The organism is Intestinimonas butyriciproducens, assembly GCF_004154955.1.
GTDB classification, from domain to species: domain Bacteria; phylum Bacillota; class Clostridia; order Oscillospirales; family Oscillospiraceae; genus Intestinimonas; species Intestinimonas butyriciproducens.
Genome location: NZ_CP011524.1, coordinates 1,707,085 through 1,731,448, shown reverse-complemented (window position 1 = coordinate 1,731,448; position 24,364 = coordinate 1,707,085). Strand labels below are relative to the sequence as shown.

General features: G+C 56.7%; 27 protein-coding genes. 26 read left to right on the top strand and 1 reads right to left on the bottom strand.

Translation table 11 applies throughout. The annotated features are described in order from the left end of the window. The 18 genes from SRB521_RS08735 (at position 1) to SRB521_RS08650 (ending at position 16,980) form a co-directional block, all read left to right on the top strand. The gene (locus SRB521_RS08735) at positions 1–681 is read left to right on the top strand and encodes a glycerol-3-phosphate acyltransferase (RefSeq protein WP_242943916.1); all 681 of its coding nucleotides are present in this window, start codon (positions 1–3) and stop codon (positions 679–681) included. 3 nt (positions 682–684) lie between these two features. After that, the gene (locus tag SRB521_RS08730) at positions 685–1,686 is read left to right on the top strand and encodes an NAD(P)H-dependent glycerol-3-phosphate dehydrogenase (protein WP_075703823.1); all 1,002 of its coding nucleotides are present in this window, start codon (positions 685–687) and stop codon (positions 1,684–1,686) included. A 167-nt stretch (positions 1,687–1,853) separates the two neighbouring features. Beyond that, positions 1,854–2,861 (top strand): M23 family metallopeptidase, encoded by a 1,008-nt coding sequence (locus tag SRB521_RS08725; RefSeq protein WP_116721698.1) that lies wholly within the window; start codon positions 1,854–1,856, stop codon positions 2,859–2,861. Between the two features lie 8 nt (positions 2,862–2,869). Further along, positions 2,870–3,478 carry a site-2 protease family protein gene (locus tag SRB521_RS08720; protein ID WP_116721697.1) on the top strand — a complete coding sequence of 203 codons (609 nt, stop codon included), beginning with the start codon at positions 2,870–2,872 and terminating at the stop codon, positions 3,476–3,478. Between the two features lie 130 nt (positions 3,479–3,608). Next, positions 3,609–3,950: a 50S ribosomal protein L19 gene (gene rplS / locus SRB521_RS08715; protein WP_116721696.1), complete on the top strand. Its 342-nt coding sequence runs from the start codon at positions 3,609–3,611 to the stop codon at positions 3,948–3,950. Positions 3,951–4,121: 171 nt separating this feature from the next. Continuing rightward, positions 4,122–4,967, top strand: coding sequence for a ribosome biogenesis GTPase YlqF (gene ylqF / locus SRB521_RS08710; RefSeq protein WP_242976521.1), 846 nt, complete (start codon positions 4,122–4,124; stop codon positions 4,965–4,967). Next, positions 4,954–5,574, top strand: coding sequence for a ribonuclease HII (locus tag SRB521_RS08705; RefSeq protein WP_075703826.1), 621 nt, complete (start codon positions 4,954–4,956; stop codon positions 5,572–5,574). Before ylqF ends, SRB521_RS08705 begins: the two co-directional genes overlap by 14 nt. Further along, complete coding sequence (locus tag SRB521_RS08700; RefSeq protein WP_075703827.1) at positions 5,571–5,939, top strand: YraN family protein; 369 nt, start codon at positions 5,571–5,573, stop codon at positions 5,937–5,939. The genes SRB521_RS08705 and SRB521_RS08700 overlap by 4 nt, the downstream gene beginning before the upstream one ends. A gap of 1 nt (position 5,940) precedes the next feature. After that, positions 5,941–6,879 (top strand): dipeptidase, encoded by a 939-nt coding sequence (locus SRB521_RS08695; protein ID WP_242943917.1) that lies wholly within the window; start codon positions 5,941–5,943, stop codon positions 6,877–6,879. Next, positions 6,867–8,354 (top strand): threonine synthase, encoded by a 1,488-nt coding sequence (gene thrC, locus SRB521_RS08690; protein ID WP_116721695.1) that lies wholly within the window; start codon positions 6,867–6,869, stop codon positions 8,352–8,354. Before SRB521_RS08695 ends, thrC begins: the two co-directional genes overlap by 13 nt. An 18-nt stretch (positions 8,355–8,372) precedes the next feature. Continuing rightward, on the top strand, positions 8,373–9,062 hold the full coding sequence (locus SRB521_RS08685; RefSeq protein WP_116721694.1) for a metallophosphoesterase: 690 nt from the start codon (positions 8,373–8,375) through the stop codon (positions 9,060–9,062). Positions 9,063–9,167: 105 nt separating this feature from the next. Further along, complete coding sequence (tig, locus tag SRB521_RS08680) at positions 9,168–10,571, top strand: trigger factor (protein ID WP_033117245.1); 1,404 nt, start codon at positions 9,168–9,170, stop codon at positions 10,569–10,571. Positions 10,572–10,653: 82 nt separating this feature from the next. Continuing rightward, positions 10,654–11,244, top strand: coding sequence for an ATP-dependent Clp endopeptidase proteolytic subunit ClpP (clpP, locus tag SRB521_RS08675; protein WP_033117246.1), 591 nt, complete (start codon positions 10,654–10,656; stop codon positions 11,242–11,244). A gap of 97 nt (positions 11,245–11,341) precedes the next feature. Then, positions 11,342–12,658: an ATP-dependent Clp protease ATP-binding subunit ClpX gene (gene clpX / locus SRB521_RS08670; RefSeq protein WP_075703831.1), complete on the top strand. Its 1,317-nt coding sequence runs from the start codon at positions 11,342–11,344 to the stop codon at positions 12,656–12,658. Between the two features lie 71 nt (positions 12,659–12,729). Then, positions 12,730–15,138, top strand: a complete 2,409-nt coding sequence (gene lon, locus SRB521_RS08665) for an endopeptidase La (protein WP_083630876.1) — start codon at positions 12,730–12,732, stop codon at positions 15,136–15,138. 13 nt (positions 15,139–15,151) lie between these two features. Next, positions 15,152–15,751, top strand: coding sequence for a ribosome biogenesis GTP-binding protein YihA/YsxC (yihA, locus tag SRB521_RS08660; protein ID WP_058117676.1), 600 nt, complete (start codon positions 15,152–15,154; stop codon positions 15,749–15,751). After that, positions 15,748–16,512, top strand: a complete 765-nt coding sequence (locus SRB521_RS08655; protein ID WP_116721693.1) for a fumarylacetoacetate hydrolase family protein — start codon at positions 15,748–15,750, stop codon at positions 16,510–16,512. Before yihA ends, SRB521_RS08655 begins: the two co-directional genes overlap by 4 nt. 42 nt (positions 16,513–16,554) lie before the next feature. Beyond that, the gene (locus SRB521_RS08650; protein WP_075703833.1) at positions 16,555–16,980 is read left to right on the top strand and encodes a VOC family protein; all 426 of its coding nucleotides are present in this window, start codon (positions 16,555–16,557) and stop codon (positions 16,978–16,980) included. A 189-nt stretch (positions 16,981–17,169) separates the two neighbouring features. Here the strand turns inward: SRB521_RS08650 and SRB521_RS08645 are convergent, their stop codons facing one another. Further along, positions 17,170–17,568, bottom strand: a complete 399-nt coding sequence (locus SRB521_RS08645) for a GNAT family N-acetyltransferase (protein WP_116721692.1) — start codon at positions 17,566–17,568, stop codon at positions 17,170–17,172. An 899-nt stretch (positions 17,569–18,467) separates the two neighbouring features. Between SRB521_RS08645 and SRB521_RS08635 the strand changes: the two genes are divergently transcribed. Genes SRB521_RS08635 through SRB521_RS08600 form a run of 8 tightly spaced genes read left to right on the top strand, consistent with a single transcriptional unit; the run spans position 18,468 to position 24,320 of the window. Next, positions 18,468–19,133, top strand: a complete 666-nt coding sequence (locus SRB521_RS08635) for a tyrosine-protein phosphatase (protein WP_075705431.1) — start codon at positions 18,468–18,470, stop codon at positions 19,131–19,133. Between the two features lie 28 nt (positions 19,134–19,161). After that, on the top strand, positions 19,162–19,845 hold the full coding sequence (locus SRB521_RS08630) for a site-2 protease family protein (protein ID WP_242976520.1): 684 nt from the start codon (positions 19,162–19,164) through the stop codon (positions 19,843–19,845). A gap of 17 nt (positions 19,846–19,862) precedes the next feature. Further along, positions 19,863–20,660, top strand: coding sequence for a segregation and condensation protein A (locus SRB521_RS08625; RefSeq protein ID WP_242976519.1), 798 nt, complete (start codon positions 19,863–19,865; stop codon positions 20,658–20,660). Between the two features lie 22 nt (positions 20,661–20,682). Next, positions 20,683–21,345 (top strand): SMC-Scp complex subunit ScpB, encoded by a 663-nt coding sequence (scpB, locus tag SRB521_RS08620; protein ID WP_075703835.1) that lies wholly within the window; start codon positions 20,683–20,685, stop codon positions 21,343–21,345. A 6-nt stretch (positions 21,346–21,351) separates the two neighbouring features. Beyond that, positions 21,352–21,972: a DUF2953 domain-containing protein gene (locus SRB521_RS08615; protein ID WP_075703836.1), complete on the top strand. Its 621-nt coding sequence runs from the start codon at positions 21,352–21,354 to the stop codon at positions 21,970–21,972. A gap of 43 nt (positions 21,973–22,015) precedes the next feature. Continuing rightward, a complete protein-coding gene (gene ytfJ / locus SRB521_RS08610; RefSeq protein WP_058117684.1) occupies positions 22,016–22,423 on the top strand; it encodes a GerW family sporulation protein in 408 nt (135 codons plus the stop codon). Between the two features lie 43 nt (positions 22,424–22,466). Then, a complete protein-coding gene (locus SRB521_RS08605; RefSeq protein ID WP_075703837.1) occupies positions 22,467–23,570 on the top strand; it encodes a D-alanyl-D-alanine carboxypeptidase family protein in 1,104 nt (367 codons plus the stop codon). Positions 23,571–23,624: 54 nt separating this feature from the next. Further along, positions 23,625–24,320 carry a pseudouridine synthase gene (locus SRB521_RS08600; protein WP_033116741.1) on the top strand — a complete coding sequence of 232 codons (696 nt, stop codon included), beginning with the start codon at positions 23,625–23,627 and terminating at the stop codon, positions 24,318–24,320. The last annotated feature ends 44 nt before the right edge of the window (positions 24,321–24,364 follow it).

The window sequence follows — 24,364 nt, the reverse complement described above, 5'->3', positions numbered from 1 at the left end:
TTGGAGTATTTGCCGACGGGGATGAACGACTTTGTTGCTATGTATCTGGGATCGCCGGTCCCAATTTATATCATGGTAGCGATCGCAGCCTATTTCCTGGGCTGTTTTAACGGTGCGGTCATTGTTTCCAAGTATATCCTTCGCAATGATATCCGCAATCATGGCAGCGGAAATGCGGGCCTTACCAACTTTCACCGTGTCTTCGGCGGGGGCCTGACATTTGTGGTCATCCTCTGCGACGTCCTGAAGGCCGTTCTTGCCGTCCTGATTGGCTCCGGACTGTTTGGGCTGTGCCTGGAAAACGCTGTTCTGGGCAAGTACTGGGCGGGACTTTTCTGCCTGCTGGGGCATATGTTCCCCTGCATGTTCGGCTTTAAGGGCGGCAAGGGTATCCTGTCGGGGGGCACCATTGCCATTATGATCGATTGGCGCGTCGCCCTGGTGGTGTGGGGAGGGTTTCTAATCCTCGCTGCGCTGACCCGTTGGGTCTCACTGGGGTCCTGCTGGGCGGGAGCCTCCTTCCCCTTTGCCACCTGGTTTGTCTACCATGACACCGTATTGTTGGCGCTATCCATTCTGATCGGAGGACTGATCCTGTGGAAACACCGGGCCAACATGGAGCGTATGCTCAAAGGCGAGGAGTCTAAACTATCCTTTCATAAGAAAAAAGAGGGGGTATAGCAAATGAAGATATCTGTGGTCGGCTCCGGCGGCTGGGGGACCGCACTGGCGTTGCTGCTGTTGGAAAACGGCCATGAGGTGACACTGTGGTCTTATGCCGAGGAGGAATCCCGCATTCTGCGCGAGACGAGGGAAAACCCCATGCTCAAGGGGGTGGCGTTGCCCGCAGGGCTGGGACTCACCACTGATTTGGGCTGTGTAAGGGGCTGTAAGATCGTTGTGCTGGCCACGCCCTCTTTCGCTGTGAGGAGCACTGCGCACCGGGTGGCGCCGCTCTTGGACGCGGAGACGGTTTTAGTTTCGGTATCCAAGGGCATCGAGAAGGAGACCTCCGGGACACTGACGCAGGCCATTCAGGCTGAAGTCGGGGCGGAGCATCCTGTGGTGGCCCTCTCCGGCCCCTCGCACGCCGAGGAGGTCGGGCGTGGTGTGCCTACAGCGGTGGTCTCTGCCTCAGAGGATCAGGGGGCGGCCGAGCTGGTGCAGGATGTGTTCATGAGCCCCAGGTTCCGCGTCTATGCCTCCGACGACACCGTGGGAGTGGAGCTGGCCGCCGCCCTGAAGAATGTGATCGCGCTCTGTGCCGGTTGCTGCGACGGCATGGGTTGTGGCGACAACACAAAAGCCGCCCTTATGACCCGGGGACTTACCGAGATCGCCCGTCTGGGCGTGGCCATGGGCGGAAGGAAAGAAACCTTTGCCGGACTGGCGGGCGTGGGGGACCTGATCGTCACCTGTACCTCCATGCACTCCAGAAATCGCCGCTGCGGTATTCTGATTGGGAAGGGAACTCCTCCTGAGCAGGCGGTAAAGGAGATCGGTGCCGTGGTGGAGGGCTACTATGCCGCCGCCAACGCGAAGGCGCTTGCCGAAAAGATGGGGGTTGAAATGCCCATCGCAGCGGCGGCCTACGAGGTTCTGTATCACGGGAAGGATCCCCATGCGGTGCTGACAGAGCTGATGACACGGGAGAAGAAACACGAAATTGAGGACAGTTGGGTATAGCACGCTTCCCAATACCGCTGTTACCACTTGGCGCCGGGCGGTCCCACCGATTTAAAATCGGCGGGACCGCCCGTTCTATTTCAGTTTCAATTTGAGCGCGCATATCGGCAGGCCCGTCCGAATATACTTGAGTACCTAAGGTAACAAGACGGAGAGGGGCCTGCATCATGGAAAGCGTGTATACAAGAGAGACGGTCCGGCGGCGGTCGGCCGCCCGGGCGTCAGTACACGGGAAAAAACGGCGCGGCGGCGTGGCCTTGGCCCCGCGTGAACGCCGCAGGCTACTTCAGCTCTGTATTTGCACGGTCCTGTTCCTGGTCGTATTTCTCGGGCGAGGCGTTTTTCCTGAGCGGCTGGAGGTGGTTCGCGGTGAGCTTCTGGAGGTGATCCGCTCAGACACCGACTTTGAGGCGGCTTTTACAAATCTGGGGAGAGCCATAGAACGGCGCGAACCAGTTGCAGAGGCGCTGGGCACACTGTGGACGGATATATTCTCGGCGGGCGGAGGCCGGGAGCCCTATGTGGCGACAATGGAGAATACTCCCTTTTATCAGCAGGAGCGGGAGTTTCTGCGCTCAAATCCAGACGTACTGCAGAGCATGGCCCGGAGGTTGGGGCTGTCGTTTCAGGCCTCGGAGACACCTACCTCTACAAAAGAGCCGGAATCAGAGACTTCTCAACCAGAGAGCAGTGCCCAAGCGACGCTGCCTCCTGAACCGGCCCCGGTCTACACCGGCCCCCCACTTCCGGACAACGCCACGATGGAACAGCTCCCACTGGGCCTGGAGGAGACCGCCGCTCCTGTTATGTCGGCGGTCTCCTCTGCTTATGGTTGGCGGGAACATCCTATCGAGGGGGGAGAGAAGTTCCACTCGGGGGTGGACCTGGCAGCGCCCTACGGAGACCCCATTGGAGCATTTGCGGACGGAGTGGTGGATTATATCGGAGAGAGCCCGGCCTACGGACTCTACCTTCAGCTCCGCCACGACGGGGGTGTGACCTCCTTTTACGCGCATTGCAGTAAACTCTGCGTACAGCAGGGGCAGACGGTGACGCTGGGAGAAAAAATTGCCGAGGTAGGGGACACGGGGGAGACCACCGGTGCACACCTCCATTTTGAGCTGCGGCTGGACGGAGAGCTGCTCAATCCGCTTTACTATATTGAAACGGAGTGAGATAAGGTATGCTGCGGCTGGGGAAACTGGAGTGCAGCGGAGGGTTTCTGCTGGCCGCCGCGCTGTTTTTTTATATGGACCCGGGGGATCTCATCCCACTGGCGGCGCTGGCTGCGGGGTTCCATGAGCTGGGCCACTGGACGGCGGTCCGTTTGATGGGGGGGGAGGTCCGTGTGCTGCGCCTCACCGTTACAGGGGGCAATATGGAGCTTGACCATCAGCGCCCTCTGACTTATGGCAGCGAGCTTGCCGCCATTCTGGCTGGACCAGGCGTCAACCTGCTCCTGGCGCTGCTCTGCGCCCGGCTGGGAGGGGAGCAGGAGGCACTTTATGCACTCTCTGGCCTCAGTTTGGCGCTGGGGTGGTTCAATCTGCTGCCAATCTATCCGCTGGACGGTGGCAGGGCACTGCTGCTGATCCTTTCCGCCTTTACCACGCCTGTCCGGGCGCGGCAGGCGGTATGGGGCTGTTCGGTGATCCTGGTCGCACTGTTGCTGGCGGCCGGCATGAGCTTTCTCTGGCGCGGGGGACGCAATCTGACGCTACCAGGCATGGCGCTCTGGCTTTTGTGCGGGCTGACACGACAGGAAGAGGAACGCACTCCGGTCAAAAAATAGACTTGCTTTTCCATTTTTTTTGTGGTATCATATCTTAGTCTCAATAAAGGGCGGTCCTCTGCGGTTCCGTTTTCAGTGAAAAGCGGTGCAGCGCCGGCACGAACGCCTATAAACAGGAGGAAACAGAAAAATGGATCTGATGCAGAGCTTCAATGAGAAGTACCTGAAGGCCGAACCGCCCAAGGTTGAGGTGGGGTCCACCGTCCGGGTACACATCAAGGTCAAGGAAGGCAACCGTGAGCGTATCCAGGTCTTTGAGGGCACCGTCATTGCCAAGAAGCATGGCGGCGTTGCCGAGACCGTTACCGTGCGCCGCGTCTCCTACGGCGTCGGGGTGGAGAAGGTGTTTCCCCTCCACTCTCCCATCATTGAGAAGATCGAGACCGTCCGTGCTGGTAAGGTGCGCCGGGCCAAGCTCTATTACCTGCGTGACCGCGTGGGCAAGAGCGCCAAGATCAAGGAGAAGCTGTAAGAAGGCGAATACAAAAAAGGAGCGGAAAGCCGCTCCTTTTTTGTATTTGTCTCAAAAAATGTGCCGCAACCCTTTTCTTTGCGCTACATCTTGTGTATAATGAACTCTATGCAATAGTGCGATAAGAAAAAGGCGGTGGACAAGCTGAACATTCAGTGGTATCCGGGCCACATGACAAAGACCCGGCGAATGATCGAGTCTGACCTGAAACAGGTGGACTTGGTGGCTGAAGTGATTGATGCCCGCATCCCTATGTCCAGCCGGAACCCCGATATTGACGAGCTGGTAGGCATCAAACCGAGGCTCATCATTCTGAATCGCGCCGATCAGGCCGATCCGGCGTTGAATAGGGCCTGGGGCAGATATTTTCGTGAGCGTGGCTATTCGGTTCTGGAGACCGACAGCAAGTCGGGAGTCGGGGTGAACCAGTTTTCCGCCGTAATTAAAACGGCGCTCAAAGACCAGATCGCCCGTTGGAGAGAAAGAGGCCAGGTGGGGCGTCCGGTGCGGGTGATGGTAGTGGGCGTTCCCAATGTGGGCAAGTCCACTTTCATCAATAAGGTGGCAAAGAAGAAGTCAGCCAAGGCTCAGGACAGGCCTGGCGTGACCAGGGGAAAGCAGTGGGTGTCCGTGGATATGGGGCTGGATCTGTTGGATACGCCCGGCATCCTCTGGCCGAAGTTCGAGGACCAAGAGGTGGGGAGGAAGCTAGCCTTCACTGGAGCCATCAAAGATGAGATCATGGATACGGAGACGCTGGCCTGTGCGCTGATGGAGACATTGGCAGAGCGGTATCCTCAGGCCCTGGCGGAGCGGTATCATTTGCAGCCGGAGCCTGACACGCGGGGATGGAAACTGCTGGAGGCCGCGGGCAGAAAGCGCGGCTTTTTGATTTCAGGCGGCGAAGTGGACACTGGGCGTATGGCCAGGGTATTGCTGGACGAGTTCCGAGGTGGCAAGCTGGGACGTTTTACGCTTGAGATACCGGGAGGGACAGAGCAAAATGACAGGGGTTGACCTCTGGCGTGTGGAGCGGGAATGCCGTGCAGATGGATTTCGCCTGATCTGCGGAGCGGATGAGGCGGGGGCGGGGCCCCTGGCGGGAGACGTATATGCTGCGGCGGTGATTCTGCCGGACGGTTTTATGCCGGATGGGCTCAACGATTCCAAACAGGTCAGCCCCAAAAACCGAGAGCGGCTGTTCCAGGTGATTCAGAAAAAGTCTGTGGCGTGGGCGGTGGCGTCGGTGGACCCCGCTGCCATCGATGAGATCAATATCTTGGCGGCCCGATTGTTGGCAATGGACCGGGCGATCCGCGCGCTGATTCCGGCGCCGGACTTTGCCCTGATTGACGGAAACTGCGGCAAGGGCATCTCATGCCGTCACAGGACGATCGTCAAAGGAGATAGTATCAGCGCCAACATAGCGGCGGCCTCTATCCTTGCGAAGGTGAGCCGGGATCGATATATGGAGGAGATGGCCCGGCGGTACCCGCAATATGAATTTGAACGACACAAGGGCTATCCGACCAAGCGGCATTATGAGTTGCTTCGGCAGTACGGGCCCTCACCCATCCACCGGAAGAGCTTTCTCAAAAAATTTTATGCGGAGGAAAGCGGATGAACGGGGGCGCGGCTAGGCTGCTGGGCAGATGGGGCGAAGCCGTGGCGGCGGAGGATCTGAGGAGGAAAGGGTGGCGGCTGGTGGCCGCCGGATGGCAGTGCCGTTTTGGGGAAATCGACCTGATTGCAGAAAATAGCAAGTATATTACCTTTATAGAAGTCAAGCTCAGGAAAAATGCCGATTTTGCCCCGGCGCGGGCGGCAGTAGACCGGCGGAAACAGGAGCGGCTGCGTACGTCGGCGGAACTGTATCTCTCTCAGCACCCCACGGACCTTCAGCCCAGGTTTGATGTGGCGGAGGTTTACGCGCCGGACGGGATTGCGACGAGAGCGCCGGAAATTATCTACATAGAGGATGCGTTTTGATGTGATTGATCTGTTTGACGGGCACTGCGACACCATATTGAAGTGTTATCTGGAAGGGATGTCTATGTGCCGCAGCCCCGGTCATCTGGATCTGGAGCGGACCCGGAAATTTGGACGGTACGCTCAATTTTTTGCGGCGTTTGGATCTCCGGAGGACATGCCGGGGCGTGCCCTGTGGGAGGTATTTCTGGAGGAGGCCGCGCTGCTTCAGTGGGAGCTGGAGGCCAACTCGGACCGTGTGGCGCTCTGCCGCACCGGTGCTGAAGCGGAAGCGGCGTTTCAAGCGGGAAAGGCGGCCGCCTTTTTTTCCGCCGAGGGGGCGGAGCTTTTGGACTGTGACCTGGAAAAGCTTCGCATTGCCCATAAGATGGGCGTCCGTGCCGTGAATCTCACCTGGAACCATCCCAATGCTCTCTCCGGCACCAACGCCAAGGAGCAGGACCGGGGACTCTCGGAGCAGGGAAGGGCCTTTGTCCGGGAGATGGACGCCCTGGGGATGCTGGTGGACGTATCCCACCTCTCCGATCCGGGATTTTGGGATGTGATAGAGGTCTCCACACGCCCCATTATCGCCACACATTCCAATTCCAGGTCCGTATTTTTCAACACTAGAAACTTGACCGATGCTCAATTTACTGCGATAATAAAAAAGAATGGCGTAGCCGGACTCAATATGTATGCGGGCTTTCTCGGGGAAGCCCCGGACATAGACACGGTGATTGCCCATTTGGAGCGTTTCCTGTCTCTGGGCGGTGAGCGGAACGTGGCCCTGGGCGGCGACTGGGACGGCTGTACCCGGCTCCCGGAGGGCATCGGTGGCATTCAGGATATGGACAAGCTCTATGAGGCCCTGCTTCGGCGCAACTACAGTGAAGAGCTGGTGCGCGGCCTCTTTTATACCAATCTGATGAGGGTAGTGAACGAAGTATGCAATATGTAAGCACGCGAAATAAGAATCAGAAGTGCAGCGCGGCCCAGGCCATTGCTCAGGGGCTTGCTGCGGATGGCGGGCTGCTGACACCGGAGGTGTTGCCGAAGCTATCCTCTAACGGGTTGGCGACCATGACGGACATGTCCTATCAGCAGCGGGCGGTCTATGTTATGAACGCATATCTGGACGATTTTACGGCCTCGGAACTCTCCTCCTTTGCATCCCGGGCATATGGACAGGATAAGTTTGATGAGAAGGACGTGGCGCCGGTCCGGCGTGTGGATGAGAGCACCTATTGTCTGGAGCTCTGGCACGGGCCCACCTGTGCGTTTAAAGATATGGCCTTACAGATGCTGCCGCATCTCCTTTCCGCCTCTCTGGTGAAAAATGAGGAGCAAAAGACAGTGTGCATCTTGGTGGCCACCTCCGGCGACACCGGCAAAGCCGCGCTGGAGGGCTTCAAGGACGTGAATAAGACCCGTATCCTGGTGTTCTATCCCAAGGACGGCGTCTCCGATATCCAGCAGCTTCAGATGCAGACTCAGGAGGGAGACAACGTGGGCGTCTGTGCCGTGGTAGGCAATTTTGACGACGCCCAAACAGGGGTGAAACGGCTCTTTTCCGATGCGGCCCTGCGGGATACCTTGGCGGGGCGGGGGTTCTTTTTCTCCTCCGCCAACTCCATCAACTGGGGCCGTATCCTGCCGCAGATCGTCTACTACATCTCCGCCTACTGCGATTTGCTGAAGGAGGGCAGGATCCAGAAAGGGGATCCCATCAATGTGTGCGTGCCCACCGGCAACTTCGGCAACATTCTCTCGGCCTATTATGCCAAAGAGATGGGGGTGCCCATCCGCAAGCTGATCTGCGCCTCCAACCGCAACAACGTCCTTACGGATTTTATCCAAACCGGCGTATACGACCGGAACCGGAGCTTTTACAACACCATGTCCCCCTCCATGGATATCCTCATTTCCTCGAACCTGGAGCGGATGCTCTTTGAGTTTACAGAGCGGGATGATGGGGCGGTCAAGGCCTATATGGAAGAGCTGTCTGCCAATGGCCGCTATGAGGTGAGCGAAAAGGTCAAAAAGCAGCTCGGCCGCCATTTTGCCGCCGGCTGCTGTGATGACGTCCAGACACAGGCCAGGATCGCACGGATGTGGAAGGATCACCACTATCTCATCGATACCCACACGGCTGTGGCGTTCCATGTCCTGGATCAATATCGGGCTGAGACAGGGGACGAAACGCCCACCGTGGTGGTCTCTACGGCAAGCCCCTTCAAGTTCTGCGACAGCGTGCTGGGCGCACTGGGGGCAACCGAGCTGGCGCAGGGCACCGGCATCCTAGACCAACTGACCGCGCTTACGGGCGAACCGGTGCCGGCCCCTCTTGCCGCCCTCAAGGATAAGGCCGTGCGGTTTGACCAGGTGACGGAAAAGGAGCACATGGCCGACCGGGTGCTGGAGATGCTGAAATAAAGAGACTGAGGTGATGGTTTGGCCCTGTTTGCAATTGGCGACCCCCATTTGTCCCTGGGGTCGAACAAACCGATGGATGTATTCGGCGGAGCGTGGAGCGGGTATGTGGACAAGCTCTCCGCCGGATTTCAGGCGGTGGGGAACGACGACACGGTGGTACTCTGCGGCGATATTTCCTGGGGGATGAGCCTGGAGGAGGCGCGGAGGGATTTTGCGTTTCTGGACGCCCTGCCTGGGAAGAGAAAGCTCCTCCTGAAGGGAAATCATGACTATTGGTGGACCACGGCGGCGAAAATGAACCGTTTTTTCTCAGAGAATGGCTTTCATACGCTGGAGCTTCTCCACAATAATTGCCATCTCTATGGTGAGACAGCCCTGTGCGGCACACGGGGGTGGTTTTATGAGGAGGACCAGGCGGGCCACAATGAAAAGGTGTTCCGCCGGGAACTGATCCGGCTGGAGGCCTCTTTGAAGGCGGCGGGGGAGCATCCCAAGCTCTGTTTTCTGCATTATCCGCCCTGTTATGAGGGCTATACCTGCCCGGAGATCATCGCACTTTTGGAACAGTATGGGGTAAAAACCTGCTACTACGGACATCTGCACGGAGGCAGCCACCGCCTTGCGGTGGAAGGAGTCCGGGGGAAGGTGGAGTACCATCTGGTGGCAGCGGACTATCTCCGTTTTGCGCCCAAGCGCATCCTGCCTTAAAATTTTTTCGTTTTTGAAAAAAAGAGTAGAAATGTTCACAATTATCTGGTAATATAGGTTGGATTCTGGCAATGTCGTATTACACATTCAGGAGGAAGTAAGTAGATGAACGTCAAGAGTAAAGAAAAACAGGAGAATAGCGCCATCGAGCTGGTCATCGAGGTCGGCGCCGAGGAGTTTGAGGCCGCGGTGGATAAGGTCTACCGGAAGAACCGGAAGAATATCGCCGTTCCCGGGTTCCGGAAGGGCCACGCTCCCCGCAAGATCATCGAGGGTATGTATGGCTCCGGCGTGTTCTATGAGGACGCCATCGACGAGCTCTATCCTAACGCTTATGCCCAGGCTGTGGAGCAGGAGGGCCTGGACCCCGTGGCCTATCCGAAGGTAGAAGTCCTGGAGGTCGGCAAGGACGGCTTTACATTTAAAGCCTTGGTTACCGTAAAGCCTGAGTACAAGATCGGCGAGTATAAAGGACTCGCTGCGTCGAAAGAGGAAGTCAACATCACCGACGAGGACGTGGAAAATGAGCTCAAGCCTTTCATTCAGCGTGCCACCCGCCTGGTGAACGTGGAGCGCGAGGCCAAAGAGGGCGACACTGTTCTCATTGATTTCGAGGGCTTTGACAACGGAGTGCCCTTTGAAGGCGGCAAGGGGGAGAACTATGCTCTGGAGCTGGGATCTCACTCCTTTATTCCCGGCTTTGAAGAGGGCGTGGTCGGACTCAAGCCCGGTGATGAGAAGGATCTGGACGTGACCTTCCCCGAGGACTACAGCCCTGAGCTTGCCGGCAAGGCCGTCGTGTTCAAGATTAAGGTCCACGAGGTCAAGGAACCCCAGGCTCCGGTGGTGGACGATGAGTTTGCCAAGGATGTCTCCGAGTTCGATACTCTGGAGGAGTTCCGGAAGGATCTGGCGGAAAAACTCAGAGACCGCCGTGAGCATGCGGCTGAGCACGCTTTCGAGGACGCGGTGACGGATGCCCTGATCGGCGTGCTGGAGGTGGAGCTCCCGGAGGCTATGGTGGATTTCCGGGCTGACCAGGTGCTTCAGGAATACGCAGATCGCTTCGAGCGTCAGGGCCTGCCTTTCCAGCAGTATTTGCAGATGACGGGACAGACGCTGGATGCCATGAAGGAACAGGCGAAGGCTGCCGCTGAGCACCAGATCAAATCTGAAATGGCTCTGGACGCTGTGGCCGAAGCGGAGAAGCTGGAGATCAGCGAGGAGGAACTGGCGGACGAGTACAAGTCCCTCGCCGAACAATATGGTATGGAGGCGGAGCAGGTGAAGGCAGCCGCCCCCGCTGAGGACGTAAAGACCACGCTTCTCCGGCGGAAGGCCATGGGTGTGGTAAAGGAAAACGTCAAGGCCGTGAAGCCTAAGAAGGCGGCAAAAAAGAGCGCCAAGAAAGACGTGGAGGAGGAAGGTGCGTCTGCGGAAGAGGCACCCAAGAAGAAGACCGCTTCCCGGGCCAAAAAGGGCACTTCCAAGGTCGGCGAAGCCGAGTAACAATCTGTAGGAATAACCTTCCTCCCGACGGGCATACTTTCTAAGCATGACTGTCTGTCAATGGAAAAGGAGTTTGCGCATCATGATTCAATCCAGCCTAGTACCCTATGTTGTTGAACAGACCAACCGTGGAGAGCGGTCCTACGACATCTTCTCCCGTCTGCTTAACGACCGTATTGTCTTTTTGGGGGAAGAAGTGAACGCCACTACGGCCAGTTTGGTGGTGGCACAGCTTCTCTATCTGGAGGCACAGGACCCGGACAAGGACATCCAGTTTTACATCAACAGTCCCGGCGGGTCTGTCACCGACGGCATGGCTATTTATGACACCATGCAGTATGTAAAGTGTGATGTTTCCACCATCTGCATCGGCATGGCGGCCAGTATGGGGGCCTTTTTGCTCTCCTCCGGAGCGAAGGGAAAGCGATTCGCGCTTCCCAACGCAGAGATCATGATCCATCAGCCCTCCGCCGGCACACAGGGTCAGATCACTGACATGGCCATCCACCTGAAGCGTCTGGAGATCATCAAAAAGCGAATGAACAAGATCCTGGCCGAGAACACGGGAAAGCCGCTGGAGGTCGTGACTGCCGACTGTGAGCGCGATAATTTTATGTCTGCCGATGAAGCCATGGAATACGGCCTCATCGATAAGGTCATTACCAAGCAGTAAAAACGGATTTGACAGGGGAGCGGGGCCGTCGCGTTCCGCTCCCCTGCGCCGCTTAGTATTTGTGGACGGTATTCCGTCCGATTCGAGGTGAAGCCCTATGCCCAAAAACGACGACAAACGTCCGGTCCGCTGCTCTTTCTGCGGCAAACATCAGGAGCAGGTCTCCCGCATCATTGCGGGCCCGGGCGCATATATCTGCAACGAATGCGTCCAGCTCTGCATGAGTATCCTGGAGGATGCCGGAGACGACGTGGAGGAGGAGCGCCCGGATATTCCCGACGTGATCCCCACTCCCAAAGAGATCCGGGATGTGCTGGACGAGTATATCATCGGCCAGGAAGACGCCAAAGTGGCCCTCTCTGTGGCGGTATACAATCACTATAAGCGTATCTACTTCGGCGGTGGAGATGATGTGGAGCTTCAAAAGAGCAACATTCTGCTCATAGGACCCACCGGCTGCGGCAAGACCCTCTTCGCACAGACGCTGGCCCGTATCCTGAAGGTGCCCTTTGCCATTGCTGACGCCACCACGCTGACAGAGGCGGGCTATGTGGGCGACGACGTGGAGAATATCCTTCTGCGCCTGGTGCAGGCTGCCGACTATGATATTGAGCTGGCCCAACGCGGCATCATCTATGTGGATGAGATCGATAAAATCGCCCGGAAGAGTGAGAATACCTCGATTACCCGGGATGTGTCCGGTGAGGGCGTGCAGCAGGCGCTGCTGAAGATCTTGGAGGGAACCGTGGCCAATGTCCCGCCTCAGGGCGGTCGGAAGCATCCTCACCAGGAGTTCATTCAGATCAACACCAAAAACATTCTGTTTATCTGCGGCGGAGCCTTTGACGGCATTGAAAAGATCATTGAGCAGCGCCTGGACAAAAAGACCATCGGGTTCGGCGCAGAGATCGAGAGCAAAAAGAAGAAGGATATGTCGGCCCTTCTGCGGGAGATCCAGCCCCATGATCTTCTGAAGTTCGGCATCATTCCCGAGCTGGTAGGCCGTCTGCCTGTCATTACAGCGCTTCAGTCCCTGAATCAGGAGCAGTTGGTCCGCATTCTGACGGAGCCCAAAAATGCGCTGGTCAAGCAATATAAGAAGCTGCTGGAATATGACAATGTGGATCTGGAATTCCAGCCGGAAGCGCTGACAGCGGCCGCGGAGAAGGCCATTGCGCGCGGAATCGGTGCCCGGGGCCTTAGGGCTGTGCTGGAGGAGGTCATGACACAGGTCATGTATGACGTGCCCTCCGACGCTTCTATTGCCCGAGTGGTGATTACGCCCGAGTGCGTCACCGAACGGGCCCATCCAGAGATCACCCGCGACTCCGACCGTCCCGCCCGTCCCCGCCTGGGCGGCGCGTCTCTGCGGGCCGAACACGGTGGACTTCGGACCCAGAGCAACGTCTCTTAAAACAGATTCTGTCAAGGAAAGCAGGACGGGGGCCGGTCTCCCGCCCTGCTTTTTGTAAAGGAAGTGATTCCATGGCTGTTGAGCCGAATACAGTTGTAACCATGCCCGCCCTGGCGCTGCGGGGACTTACCATTTTCCCCAATATGCTCCTCCACTTTGATGTGGGCCGAGACACTTCAATCAAGGCCCTGGACCAGGCGATGAGCGAGGGGCTGCCCATTTTCCTGGTAGCTCAGCGCGACCTCTCTGTGGAAGAGCCCGGCCAGGAGGACCTCTATCATATCGGTACCATCTCCAATGTAAAACAGATCCTTCGCCTGCCCGGTGGTAATGTGAGGGTCATGGTGGAGGGGAGCAGCCGCGGCCGTCTGCTGGGGCTGAGCCAGAGCGCGCCCTTCCTTCAGGGAGAGGTGGAATACCTGCCCGTCCCTGAACACACTCGCAATACCCCTAAGACGGAGGCGCTGATCCGCAGCACCTATGAGCTCTTTGAGAGCTATGCAGGGCTCTCACCACGCATGACGGGGGATGTCCTCATCAGCGTTCTGGCCAGCGATGATCCGGGTTATATCGCGGACTACATTGCCCAGAACATCGCCATGCGCGCCTCGGACAAGCAGGGAATCTTGGAGGAACTGCGCCCGGTACGCAGATTGGAAAAGCTCTCACAGGCACTGGGTCGAGAGGTGTCTGTGCTGGAATTGGAGCAGGAGATGCAGTCCAAGGTCCGCGACCAGCTTACCAGCAATCAGCGGGATTACTATCTCAGGGAGCAGCTCAAGGTGATCCAGAACGAGCTGGGGGAGGGAGAGACCGGCGATGGCGAGCTTGGAGAGTACCGGGAGAAGATCTCCAAGGCAAAGCTCCCGAAAGAGGTGGAGAAAAAGCTGAACAAAGAGCTGGACCGCCTTTCCAAACAGCCCTTTGGCTCCGCTGAGGCCACCGTGATCCGCAATTATTTGGATGTATGTCTGGATCTCCCGTGGAGCAAAAGGACCCGGGAAAGGACAGATGTGAAGGCGGCCCGTAAAGTGTTGGATGCAGATCACTATGGGCTGGATAAGGTCAAGGAACGTGTCCTGGAGTTCCTGGCGGTCAAACAGCTCGCACCCGAACTGAAAGGACAGGTGCTCTGCCTGGTGGGCCCTCCCGGAGTGGGCAAAACTTCAATCGCTATGTCTGTGGCCAGGGCCACAGGGCGCAGGCTGGCCCGGATCTCGCTGGGCGGGATCCATGACGAGGCGGAGATCCGCGGACATAGAAAAACATATGTGGGAGCCATGCCGGGGCGTATCATTGACGGCGTTCGGCATGCGGGAAGCGCCAACCCTCTCCTGCTTCTGGACGAGATCGACAAGTTGGCCTCGGATATCCACGGAGATCCGGCCTCCGCACTGTTGGAGGTCCTGGACGGAGAGCAAAATGCCACCTTCCGTGATCATTTCCTGGAAGTGCCCTTCGATCTCTCCGACGTGCTGTTTATCACAACCGCCAATACGACCGATACCATTCCCAGGCCGCTGCTGGACCGGATGGAGGTCATTGAGCTCTCCAGCTATACGGACGAGGAAAAACTCCAGATCGTCAAAAACCATCTTTTGCCCAAGGAGCTCAAACGCCATGGACTGAAGAAGTCTCAGCTCAAGCTCACGGATGACGCCATTCGGGAGGTCATTACGGGCTATACCCGGGAATCCGGGGTGCGCGTCTTGGAGCGGGAGCTGGCAAGTTTGTGCCGGAAAGCGGCTATGCGCATTGTGACAGGGAATGAAAAGCATATCTCCTTAACAGGAGATACCGTCTCCCAATATCTGGGGGTACGGAAATATCACCCTGAAAAGCGGGAGACGGGGCGGCAGATCGGCGTGGTCAACGGCCTGGCCTGGACCTCTGTGGGAGGAGAAATCCTCCAGGTCGAGGTAAATGTAGTCCCGGGTTCCGGCAAAGTGGAACTCACCGGCAACCTGGGGGATGTCATGAAGGAATCCGCCCACGCTGCTTTGAGCTATATTCGCAGCCGTGCCGCTCAGTTGGGGATTGAGGCCGACTTCTATAAGACAAAAGATTTGCATGTCCACTTCCCGGAAGGAGCAGTTCCCAAAGATGGCCCCTCCGCCGGCGTCACGATCGCTACCGCCATGGTATCCGCGCTTACCGGCTCCGCTGTAAAGCAGGATGTGGCCATGACGGGGGAGATCACGCTCCGAGGCCGGGTGCTGCCGATTGGCGGTTTGCGAGAAAAGACCATGGCCGCGCTCCGCAATGGTATGCGGACGGTGATTTTGCCCGCTGACAATCTGAGTGATCTGGAAGATATCGACCAGACGGTTCGGAACGCCCTCCATTTCATTCCGGTGGAGCATGTGGACGAGGTGCTCTCCAGCGCACTGGAATTCGAGGCCGTGCAGACGCTGCCGGATCTGGACGGGCTGGCAGGCAGGCATCAAGGGGTGGAGCCCACCCTCAATTTGAAACAGTAACGGGAGTGCGGAAATGATTCATTTACAAAACGCGGAATTTGTCCGTTCCGCGGCGAAAAAGGAGGACTTTCCTCGGGACGGGCTGCCTCAAATTGTCTTTTCCGGCCGCTCTAATGTGGGAAAGTCCTCCGTCATCAACCGCATTCTGAACCGGAAAAATTTCGCTCGGGTGGGTAACGCGCCGGGAAAAACCTCTCACATCAATTATTTCAGGATCGACGGCAAGTTTTATCTGGTGGACCTGCCCGGGTATGGATATGCTAAGGTGTCACAGGCGGAGAAGGCCCGTTGGGCCAGGCTGATCCAATCTTGGTTTGACGATCCGGGCCTGATGACCCTGGGATGTATGTTGGTAGATGCCAGGCACAAGCCCACGGCGGATGACTGTACCATGGGCGAGTGGTTCAAGCAGGCGGGAAAGCCTTTTGTGGTGGTGGCCAATAAGCTGGATAAGCTTAAAAAAAGTGAAATTGAGCCCAACCTCCAGCGTATCCGGGATACGCTGGAAATTGACGCCGATATAGAGGTGATTCCCTTCTCCGCCGAAAAGGGAACCGGCCGTCCGGACCTGCTGGGCCAGATTTCAGCACATTTGGGGGAGGGGCTCTTATGAAGTACGTACGTGTGGAGAGGATGGGAAAGATCAGTTGGGGCGTTTTGAACGGGGATACCATATACACATTGAAATGTCCGCCCTATGCGGGGGATACCGAGTACTATGACGGCAAGCGGTGGCCGCTCTCAGACTGCCGCCTGCTGGCACCCTGTACGCCGGGTAAAATCGTCTGCTTGGGTAAAAATTACGCCGATCACGCCCTGGAGATGGGCGGGGCCGCTCCAGAGACCCCGATTATCTTCATGAAAACGTCCAATTGTGTCAACGACCCGGAAGGAGAGATCTGTATCCCAGCCTTTGTTGGACGCCTGGATTATGAGGGCGAGCTGGCGTTTGTCATCAAGAGGCGGGCCAAAGAAGTGAAAGCTGCTGACGCTTGGGGGTATATTCTGGGTTTTACCTGCCTCAATGATGTGACTGCCCGGGACATCCAGGCGGCGGATGGCCAGTGGACCAGAGGCAAGTGTATGGACGGCTTTGCGCCAATGGGACCTGTGATCACGGATGAAGTGGACCCCACGGCGCTGAAAATCCAGACCCGACTGAATGGGAATACGGTCCAGAGCGCCAATACCGCGCTTTTTCTAACGAAGATCCCTGATATGCTGGCTTTCATCACCGCCGGGATCACCCTGGAGCCAGGGGATGTGGTGTCCACCGGTACGCCGGCCGGGATCGGTCCCATGTGCTCCGGCGATACCGTTGAAGTGGAGATCGAGGGCATCGGCGTACTGAGAAACCATATTGTGTCGCAATAAGGCGATATGCCGGAATGCGTTAATTGGGGGGAAAGAACTGCGATGGAGGACGAACTGAAAATCAAAATGTATTCCTTCACGGTGGACTGCAAAGACCCTTATGAACTGGCGAAATTCTATGCGCAGCTGCTCGGATGGGAAATACCATTTCACAGTGAGGAATATGCATGTATCGGCGTGCCGGGAACGGCGCAGGGGGGATACCCCGGTATTACATTCCAACAAAACTCAGAGTATGAACCGCCCGTATGGCCGGAAAGGTCGGGAATGCAGCAGCAAATGGCGCATTTGGACTTTGCCGTGAATGATCTAGAAAAGGCGGTTCAACATGCCGTCCGCTGTGGAGCGGCGGTAGCGGAGGAACAATTTTCCGACGCCTGGAGAGTGATGCTTGATCCCGCCGGTCATCCATTTTGCTTATGCCAAATGAAATCCATGATGGAGAGCGCCTGTTTTGCGCTGCGTTAGGGAAAAAAGACCTGCATTTTTGCATATTCTGTACATGGGAAGGCAGAAGAAAAACGGACGGTGAAAAAGTTTCCTCTTGCAATGGGCAAGGTGGGGACTCTTTTCGCTTATAAAAAATGGCTGCCCCATTGGAAACAGCCGCCCTGAGATATTCTGTTTTGTGCTTGCACCGAGCATACAGTCCGGTCCCTAACCATCTTTTTCTGAAAAAGAGGCTGCATTTATTGTGTAGGATTGCAAACTCTTCCTGCGCCCGTTTTTTTCATAAAAGACTTCCAGCCCTGGCTGCGCGCCAAAATACAACATAGTTGGAGTGTTGTTTTTGGCAAGACGGAGGAGTTTGCTCCCTACTCCCTGCCTCCGGTATTCCGGAAGGACAAGCAGTTCCGTAATTGTTCCAAAATAATAGCCATCGGAAAGGATTCGTAGGCAGCCTACAAGGACATCATCATAAGCAGAGATATTCCGTGTTTTTGATAATGCGATCTGTGTTTTGGCCGCATCATAACGCCCCGGCCATATTCTATTGACAAACGGGATAAATATAGAGGCACTCAATTCCCGGTCATCAACCCTGTATTCCATCATTTCATACCCCTCTGTAAACGCATGCGAGTTTACTGTATTTATATATTTTATCCTGTGAGGGAATGCGTTTCAAAATGGGGTGTCGAGGTGTAGCACCAGAGATGCTGTGAAGTATATAAAAACTTTGGATTTTAGAGAAAAAGCAATGGACATAAGACTCGAAACAGAACGTCTTGTACTAAGAAAATTTGAAGAAAGCGATATGGAAGTGCTAATCGCAAAATAGTATTCTTGATTTTTCAATCGCTTTTCATAAAACGCTCTTGTCTCTTCCATATTTTTTACCGGAAACCACGGCAAAAAAGTATTCACTTCTTCATCCTTCAGGAGCAGGTACAGCATAAAAGAGGATAACGATCCAATCGGCTATGTAAAAGCAGATACGAATGACAGTTATGATTTTGGGTATGCACTTCGCAGAGCATTCTGGCATAACGGAATCGCGACAGAAGCAAGTGTAAGGCCCTTGTCGAACGGCTACGAAGAGACGGAATCCCATATATTACAGCCACACATGATAAAAATAATCCGAGAAGCGGAGCGGTAATGCAGCAAATGGGTATGAAATATTGCTATTCCTATGAGGAACAGTGGCAGCCCAAAGACCTTTGGGTCACATTTAGGATGTACCAGCTGAATCTTGACGGTCAGAAGGACAGAGTCTATAAAAAATATTGGGATCTTTATGATACGCATTCCATAGAAAAAATATAATGGATTCATTTGAAGGGTGGTTACCAGTTTTTATGGTGACTGCCCTTTTTGGGCCTTTTCAACGAATGATTTGGGAGAGGGGACTGCCTCTGCTCCTCCTTGTGCTTTTCGGGAAAATCTGCTATACTAAAATCCAAAATGTCTGGGAGGCGGTCCATTTGCTGCGCCATATTCCCTTGGGAAACATGAATAATCTGCGGGACCTGGGTGGATATCCGGCTGCAGGAGGCCGCGTCACCGCTTGGGAGCGACTGCTGCGCGGGGACAATCCAACTGGTCTGTCGGAAAAGGACATCGAATGGCTGGTGGACCGAGATATCACCACCGTCATTGATCTCCGCAGCGAGGAGGAGACAAAACGCAAGCCGGATCAGTTGGCGGGAGAAACGGACTTTCGTTACTTTCATGCCCCCATGCTGGGTGGAGAGAGGATGCCGAATCTGGAGAGAGATGTGGGACGTGGCTACTTCCAGGTCTTGGATCGAAAGGAGAGTGCCTGCCGGATCTTGCGCCTCATTGCGGAGGCGCCCGGAGGCGTGCTTTTTCACTGTACGGCGGGAAAAGACCGCACCGGAATGGTGGCCGCGCTGCTGCTCTCTCTGGCCGGAGTGAGCCGGGAGGATATCCTGGCAGATTATCAGGTATCTGAGATCTATCTGGCGGAGATCATTCGCCGGATCAGGATGTCTGTTCCAGATCTTGTCCCCTTTGCCGGGATGTCAAAAAGCAAGTATATGGCCGAATGCCTAGCGCTGCTGAACGAGGCGTATGGCTCTGTGTCCGGCTATCTCCGTGCAGCCGGACTCTCTGAGCTGGAAATGGCCGCACTTCGTGCCAAGGTTCTGGCCTGACAATATAGAGAATAGGGAGGACCTTCTTTTGGGTTCTTTTTCAGATTTTGCACAGAATATGGACTGGGCCGGTCTCGCCGATCTGCTGCTCCAGGTAGCGGCGGTGCTGCTGTGCCTGACGGTTCACGAGACCTGCCACGGTCTCGCCGCTTATTCCCTGGGGGATCCCACAGCCAAAGCACAGCACCGGCTGTCGCTGAATCCTCTGCGGCATATCGATCTCTTCGGTGCGCTGATGATGATTGTGGCGGGGTTCGGTTGGGCAAAGCCGGTCCCGGTGGATATGCGCTATTTCAAGCACCCCAAGACAGGAATGGCGGTCACGGCGCTTGCAGGCCCTGTCTCCAATCTCCTGTTGGCCTATGCGGCGCTCACTTTGAGGGCCGCGCTGATCGGCGCTTACTACACAGGTGGCCCTGAAGGGCTGGGCACAGCCATTGACTTTTTGGCCATGACTGCTGTTCTCAGCGTGGGGCTGGGGCTATTCAACCTCATTCCGTTCCCACCGCTGGATGGCTCCAAGGTAGTGGAGGGCTTTTTGCCGGACCGGATCTACTACGGTATCCTCCGCTATGAGCGGTGGGGGATGCTTCTTCTTATGGCGATCCTGTGGACCGGCGTTCTCAGCACGCCGTTGGCCATTGCCAGAGATTGGGTGCTGGATCTGCTGGTGGAGGGGTCCTCCTGGCCGTTGACGCTGATGCTTGGATAGGAGAGGGGGAGCGCACTGTGGACAGTCCCATCTATCATCTGGAAAAAGTGGTAAAGGTCCGTGCGGAGGCTTTAGAGGACTTTACCGGCCCCCTTGATCTCATCCTCCACCTTCTGAGCAAAAATAAAATGGAGATCAAGGATATCCAGATCTCGGTGATCCTGGAGCAGTATCTGGCCTGGATGGAGCGGCGCAAGAAACTTGATCTGGAAGTGGCCAGCGAGTTCGTGACCATGGCGGCCCAGCTTATTTTCATTAAATCCCGGATGCTCCTGTCCATCCATGACGAGGAGGCCCTCTCTGAGATGGAACAGCTCATTGCCTCCCTGGAGGCCCACCAGCGCCATGAAAACTATATGAAGATCAAGTCGGTGATCCCGGAGTTCACCGGTCGTTATGCGCTGGGCCGCGACTATATCACAAAGGGACCGGAACAACTTCCGGTGAATCGGGCCTATCGCTATGTCCATGACAAGGATGACCTGCGCCGGGCCATGATGACAGTCCGGGAACGTATGGGCAGTCAGATGCCGCCCCCCATGAGCGCCTTTGAGGGGATTGTGGGTAGGGAGCCCTATCCGGTAGCGGACAAGGCGGGGGAGCTGTTGCGCCGCCTTATGCGCTTGGGGGTGACTCGGTTCCGCTCCCTCTTTCAGGGAAATCGGAGCCGGTCCGAAGTAGTGGCCACCTTCATCGCCGTGCTGGAATTGTGCAAGGCCAAGCGAATTCGCTTGGCGGGGACCGATGAGGACTGTACCGTAACATGCACCGGAGAGGGCGAAGCAGAGCTGGAGTTTTCCACGGACGCATACTGAGGCCGGGAGAAGGGGAGCGCATATGGACCTGAAAGAAATTGAGTCCGCTATGGAGGGCATCCTGTTCGCAGCAGGAGAGCCCGTGGGAGTGGAGCGGATCTGTCTGGCGCTGGAAATCGACCGGGCCACGGCGGATGCGGTGGCCCAGAAACTGATGGATGCGTACAGCTATGAGCGCCGGGGCATCCGCCTCATCAAGCTGGACAGCAGCTATCAGCTCTGCTCTGCGCCGGAGTATGCCGAACTGATTCGAAAAACCTTTGAAAGCCGCAGGCCGGCCAAACTTTCTCCGCCTGCTCTGGAGGTGCTGTCTGTTATCGCCTACTATCAGCCCACGACGCGAGCTTACGTGGACCAGATCCGCGGCGTGGACAGCTCGTATACCGTGAGCTTGCTGCTGGACCGTGAGCTCATTGAGGAGTGCGGACGCCTGGCTGTGCCGGGAAGGCCGATCCTATACCGCACGACCACTACCTTCTTACGCTCTTTTGGGCTCTCCAGCCTGGAGGAGCTGCCGGAACTCCCCAGCGCTGGCCCTGAGGATGGACAGATCACACTGGAAATGCAGGCGGCGCTGGAAAAGCTACGGGGTGAGCAGACGGAAGATCTAACCGATGAGGAGCTGCTGGAAGCCGCGCGGGAACTCTCCGCCACCGAAGCAGATATCCCGGCAGCGGAGGAGTGAAGCGGGGTGAAGGCGTTGCTGATTCTAGGCGCGGTCTTCTTTGGGCTGCTGCTTTTTTCCCAGGTCCGCGTGGGCGGAACCGTGGTGTATGCAGAGCAGGGGCTTCAGATCCTGATACGGGTAGGGCCTCTGCGCATACGGGTATTCCCTGTAAAAAAGAAGAAAGAGAGACCATCTGGCCCAGGCACAGGGGCAAAACCAGAGCGGAAGCACAAAGCGGATGCAGATGCGGTGCCGGAGCCGAAGGACACCCTGGAGTTGGTGCGGCAATTTTTGCCTCTGGCGGCTGATGCCGCTGGGAGCCTCCAAAAGAGGATAAGAGTAGATGATCTGGATCTGACACTCACGATGGCGGCGTCCGATCCAGCCATGGCTGCGGCTGCCTTTGGCGGCGCCAACGCAATACTTGGTATGGTAATCCCACTTTTGGAGAACAATTTTAATATCAGAGAGCGGAAAATCCGCACTGCGGTGGATTTCGACAGGCACAGCCCGGTCATTGCCATTCGGGCGGCGCTTTCGCTCTCCATTGGGCAAGGGATCGCCTTTGCCGTCCATTTTGGACTGCGGGCACTGGGCCTTCTGATAAAAAGAAACCGGGAAGCAAAAGCAAAGACAGCCGCTTGAAAGCCGAGCTGACTGTACACAAGTTAAGAAAGGGCGATATTTTATGGAAAAGAATCATCCCATCGGCGACCTGATGTCCACAACGATGCAGAAGATCCGGGAGATGGTGGACGTCAACACGATCATTGGGACTCCCATCCGCACCGACGATGGGATCACGCTCATTCCGGTCTCCAAGCTGTCGTTTGGCTTTGCCTCCGGCGGCAGCGACTTTATGACCAAAAATCAGAAGCCGGAGGCCGACAATGCCTTCGGCGGCGGCAGCGGGGCCGGAGTCAATATCTCCCCGGTGGCCTTTCTCATTGTCAAAGGAGATACTGTAAAGCTGCTGCCCGTGGCACCACCGGCGGGAAATACCGTGGATCGTGTGGTGGAGCTGGTGCCGGAAATGTTCGATAAGGTCACTGGTTATATGGAGAAGAATAAGAAAGAGGATAAAGACACCTTTTAAGTTTTATACTAGTGTCATCTCTGTGGTTTGAGGTGATGCCTGAATGAAACGTGTCTGCGCGGCTGGGCTGGCCGCCTGCCTGCTGCTTTTCCCCCATGCTGCTGCCGTCTCCGGTCCGCCTTCTGTCTCCGCCGCTTCCGCGATCCTTGTGGATGCGGAGAGCGGTCGGGTCCTCTATGAAAAGGATGCCCACACCCGGCGGCTCATCGCCAGCACCACCAAGCTCATGACTGCCCTAGTGGCGGCGGAGTCGTGCATCGACTTGGGTGAGAACGTTACGGTGGAGTACGCCGATACGCGTACAGAGGGCTCCTCCCTGTACTTGCAGGTAGGGGAGCAGATCACCGTGGAGGCGCTTCTTTATGGTCTGCTGCTCCACTCCGGAAACGACGCGGCCCTTGTCCTTGCCCGATACTGCGGCGGAGATGTGAAGACCTTTGTGGAACAGATGAATCAAAAGGCCCGGGAGCTGGGCATGGCAGACAGCCATTTTGAAAATCCCAACGGGCTTAACGCCGACGGGCACTACTCCACTGCGGCGGATATGGCCCGTCTGGGGATCGCCTGTATGGAGAATGAGACTGTGGCCAAAATTGTCGCCACCCGCTCGATCACGCTGGGAAACCGGACGTTTGTCAACCACAACAAACTTCTCAGTCAGTATGAGGGCTGTGTCGGAATGAAAACTGGCTACACACAACTGGCGGGGCGGACCTTGGTCTCCGCCGCACGGCGAGACGGCCAACTGCTGGTCTGCGTGACCCTGAGCGATCCCGATGACTGGCGGGATCATGCCGCCCTTTTTGACTACGGCTTCTCCACATACCCGCGCCAAGTGCTGGCCACCCGAAACCGAGACTTTCGGATGCTGCCTGTGGCGGGCAGCCTGGTCCGCTTTGTGGGTGTAAAAACAGCGTCAGACGTCTATTTTCCACTGACAGAAGGGGAGAAAGTCTGGGCTGAAATAGAGCTTCCGGAACAGGTCCAAGCTCCAATCGAGGCGGAGGTCCCGGCAGGGCGGCTGGTCTTTTATGTGGGGGAAGAACCTGTGGGAGAGACGCCACTGGTCTATGCTTCCTCGGTCCGGCGGGACGCTGCGGATAAAAGGCCCCCAATCCGGGAGCTCCTGAAGTTCTTCTTCCCTTGAAATACCTTGCGCGGGAATCGCCCGCGCGCTACATAACAGAAATGAGGTGCCCTCATGGAGGAACGCCTGCAAAAACTGCTATCTGCCGCCGGGCTGTGTTCCAGGCGGACAGCGGAGGAATACATCGAGGCCGGGCGGGTTACCGTCAATGGTCGAGCCGCCAAACTGGGGGACAAGGCCGATTTGGGCCGGGACACCGTGGCCCTGGACGGCACGGAGATCGGGCCTGCGGCGGAGCCGGTCTATCTGATGCTCAACAAACCCAGGGGGTATGTCACCACCCTTGCCGATGAACAGGGGCGGAAGACGGTGGCGGAACTGGTCTCCGGCTGCGGAGTTCGGGTATGGCCTGTGGGACGACTGGATCTGGATTCCGAAGGACTGCTGATTCTCACCAATGACGGGGCGCTGACACACCGGCTTATTCATCCAAGCCATGAGGTGGACAAGCAGTATCTTGTCATGGTTGCGGGAGACGTGGAGGCGGCGCTGCCCATACTGTCCAGGCCGATGGAGCTGGACGGCATCGCTCTGGCGCCTGCCAAGGTGGACAGGCTGGGGCCTAATGTGCTCTCGGTCACCATTCACGAGGGGCGCAATCGTCAGGTCCGCCGGATGTGCGATCAGGCTGGGCTCACCGTCAAGGCCCTGCGCCGGGTTCGTGAGGGGGGTGTTCAGTTAGGTGGCCTGAAACTTGGGCAGTGGCGGCATCTGACGGAAGAAGAGATATCCGCTCTCTATTCCTTGTAAATTATGCAAGAAAAAAACCGTCGCTTGCAAAAATATCTTGCTTT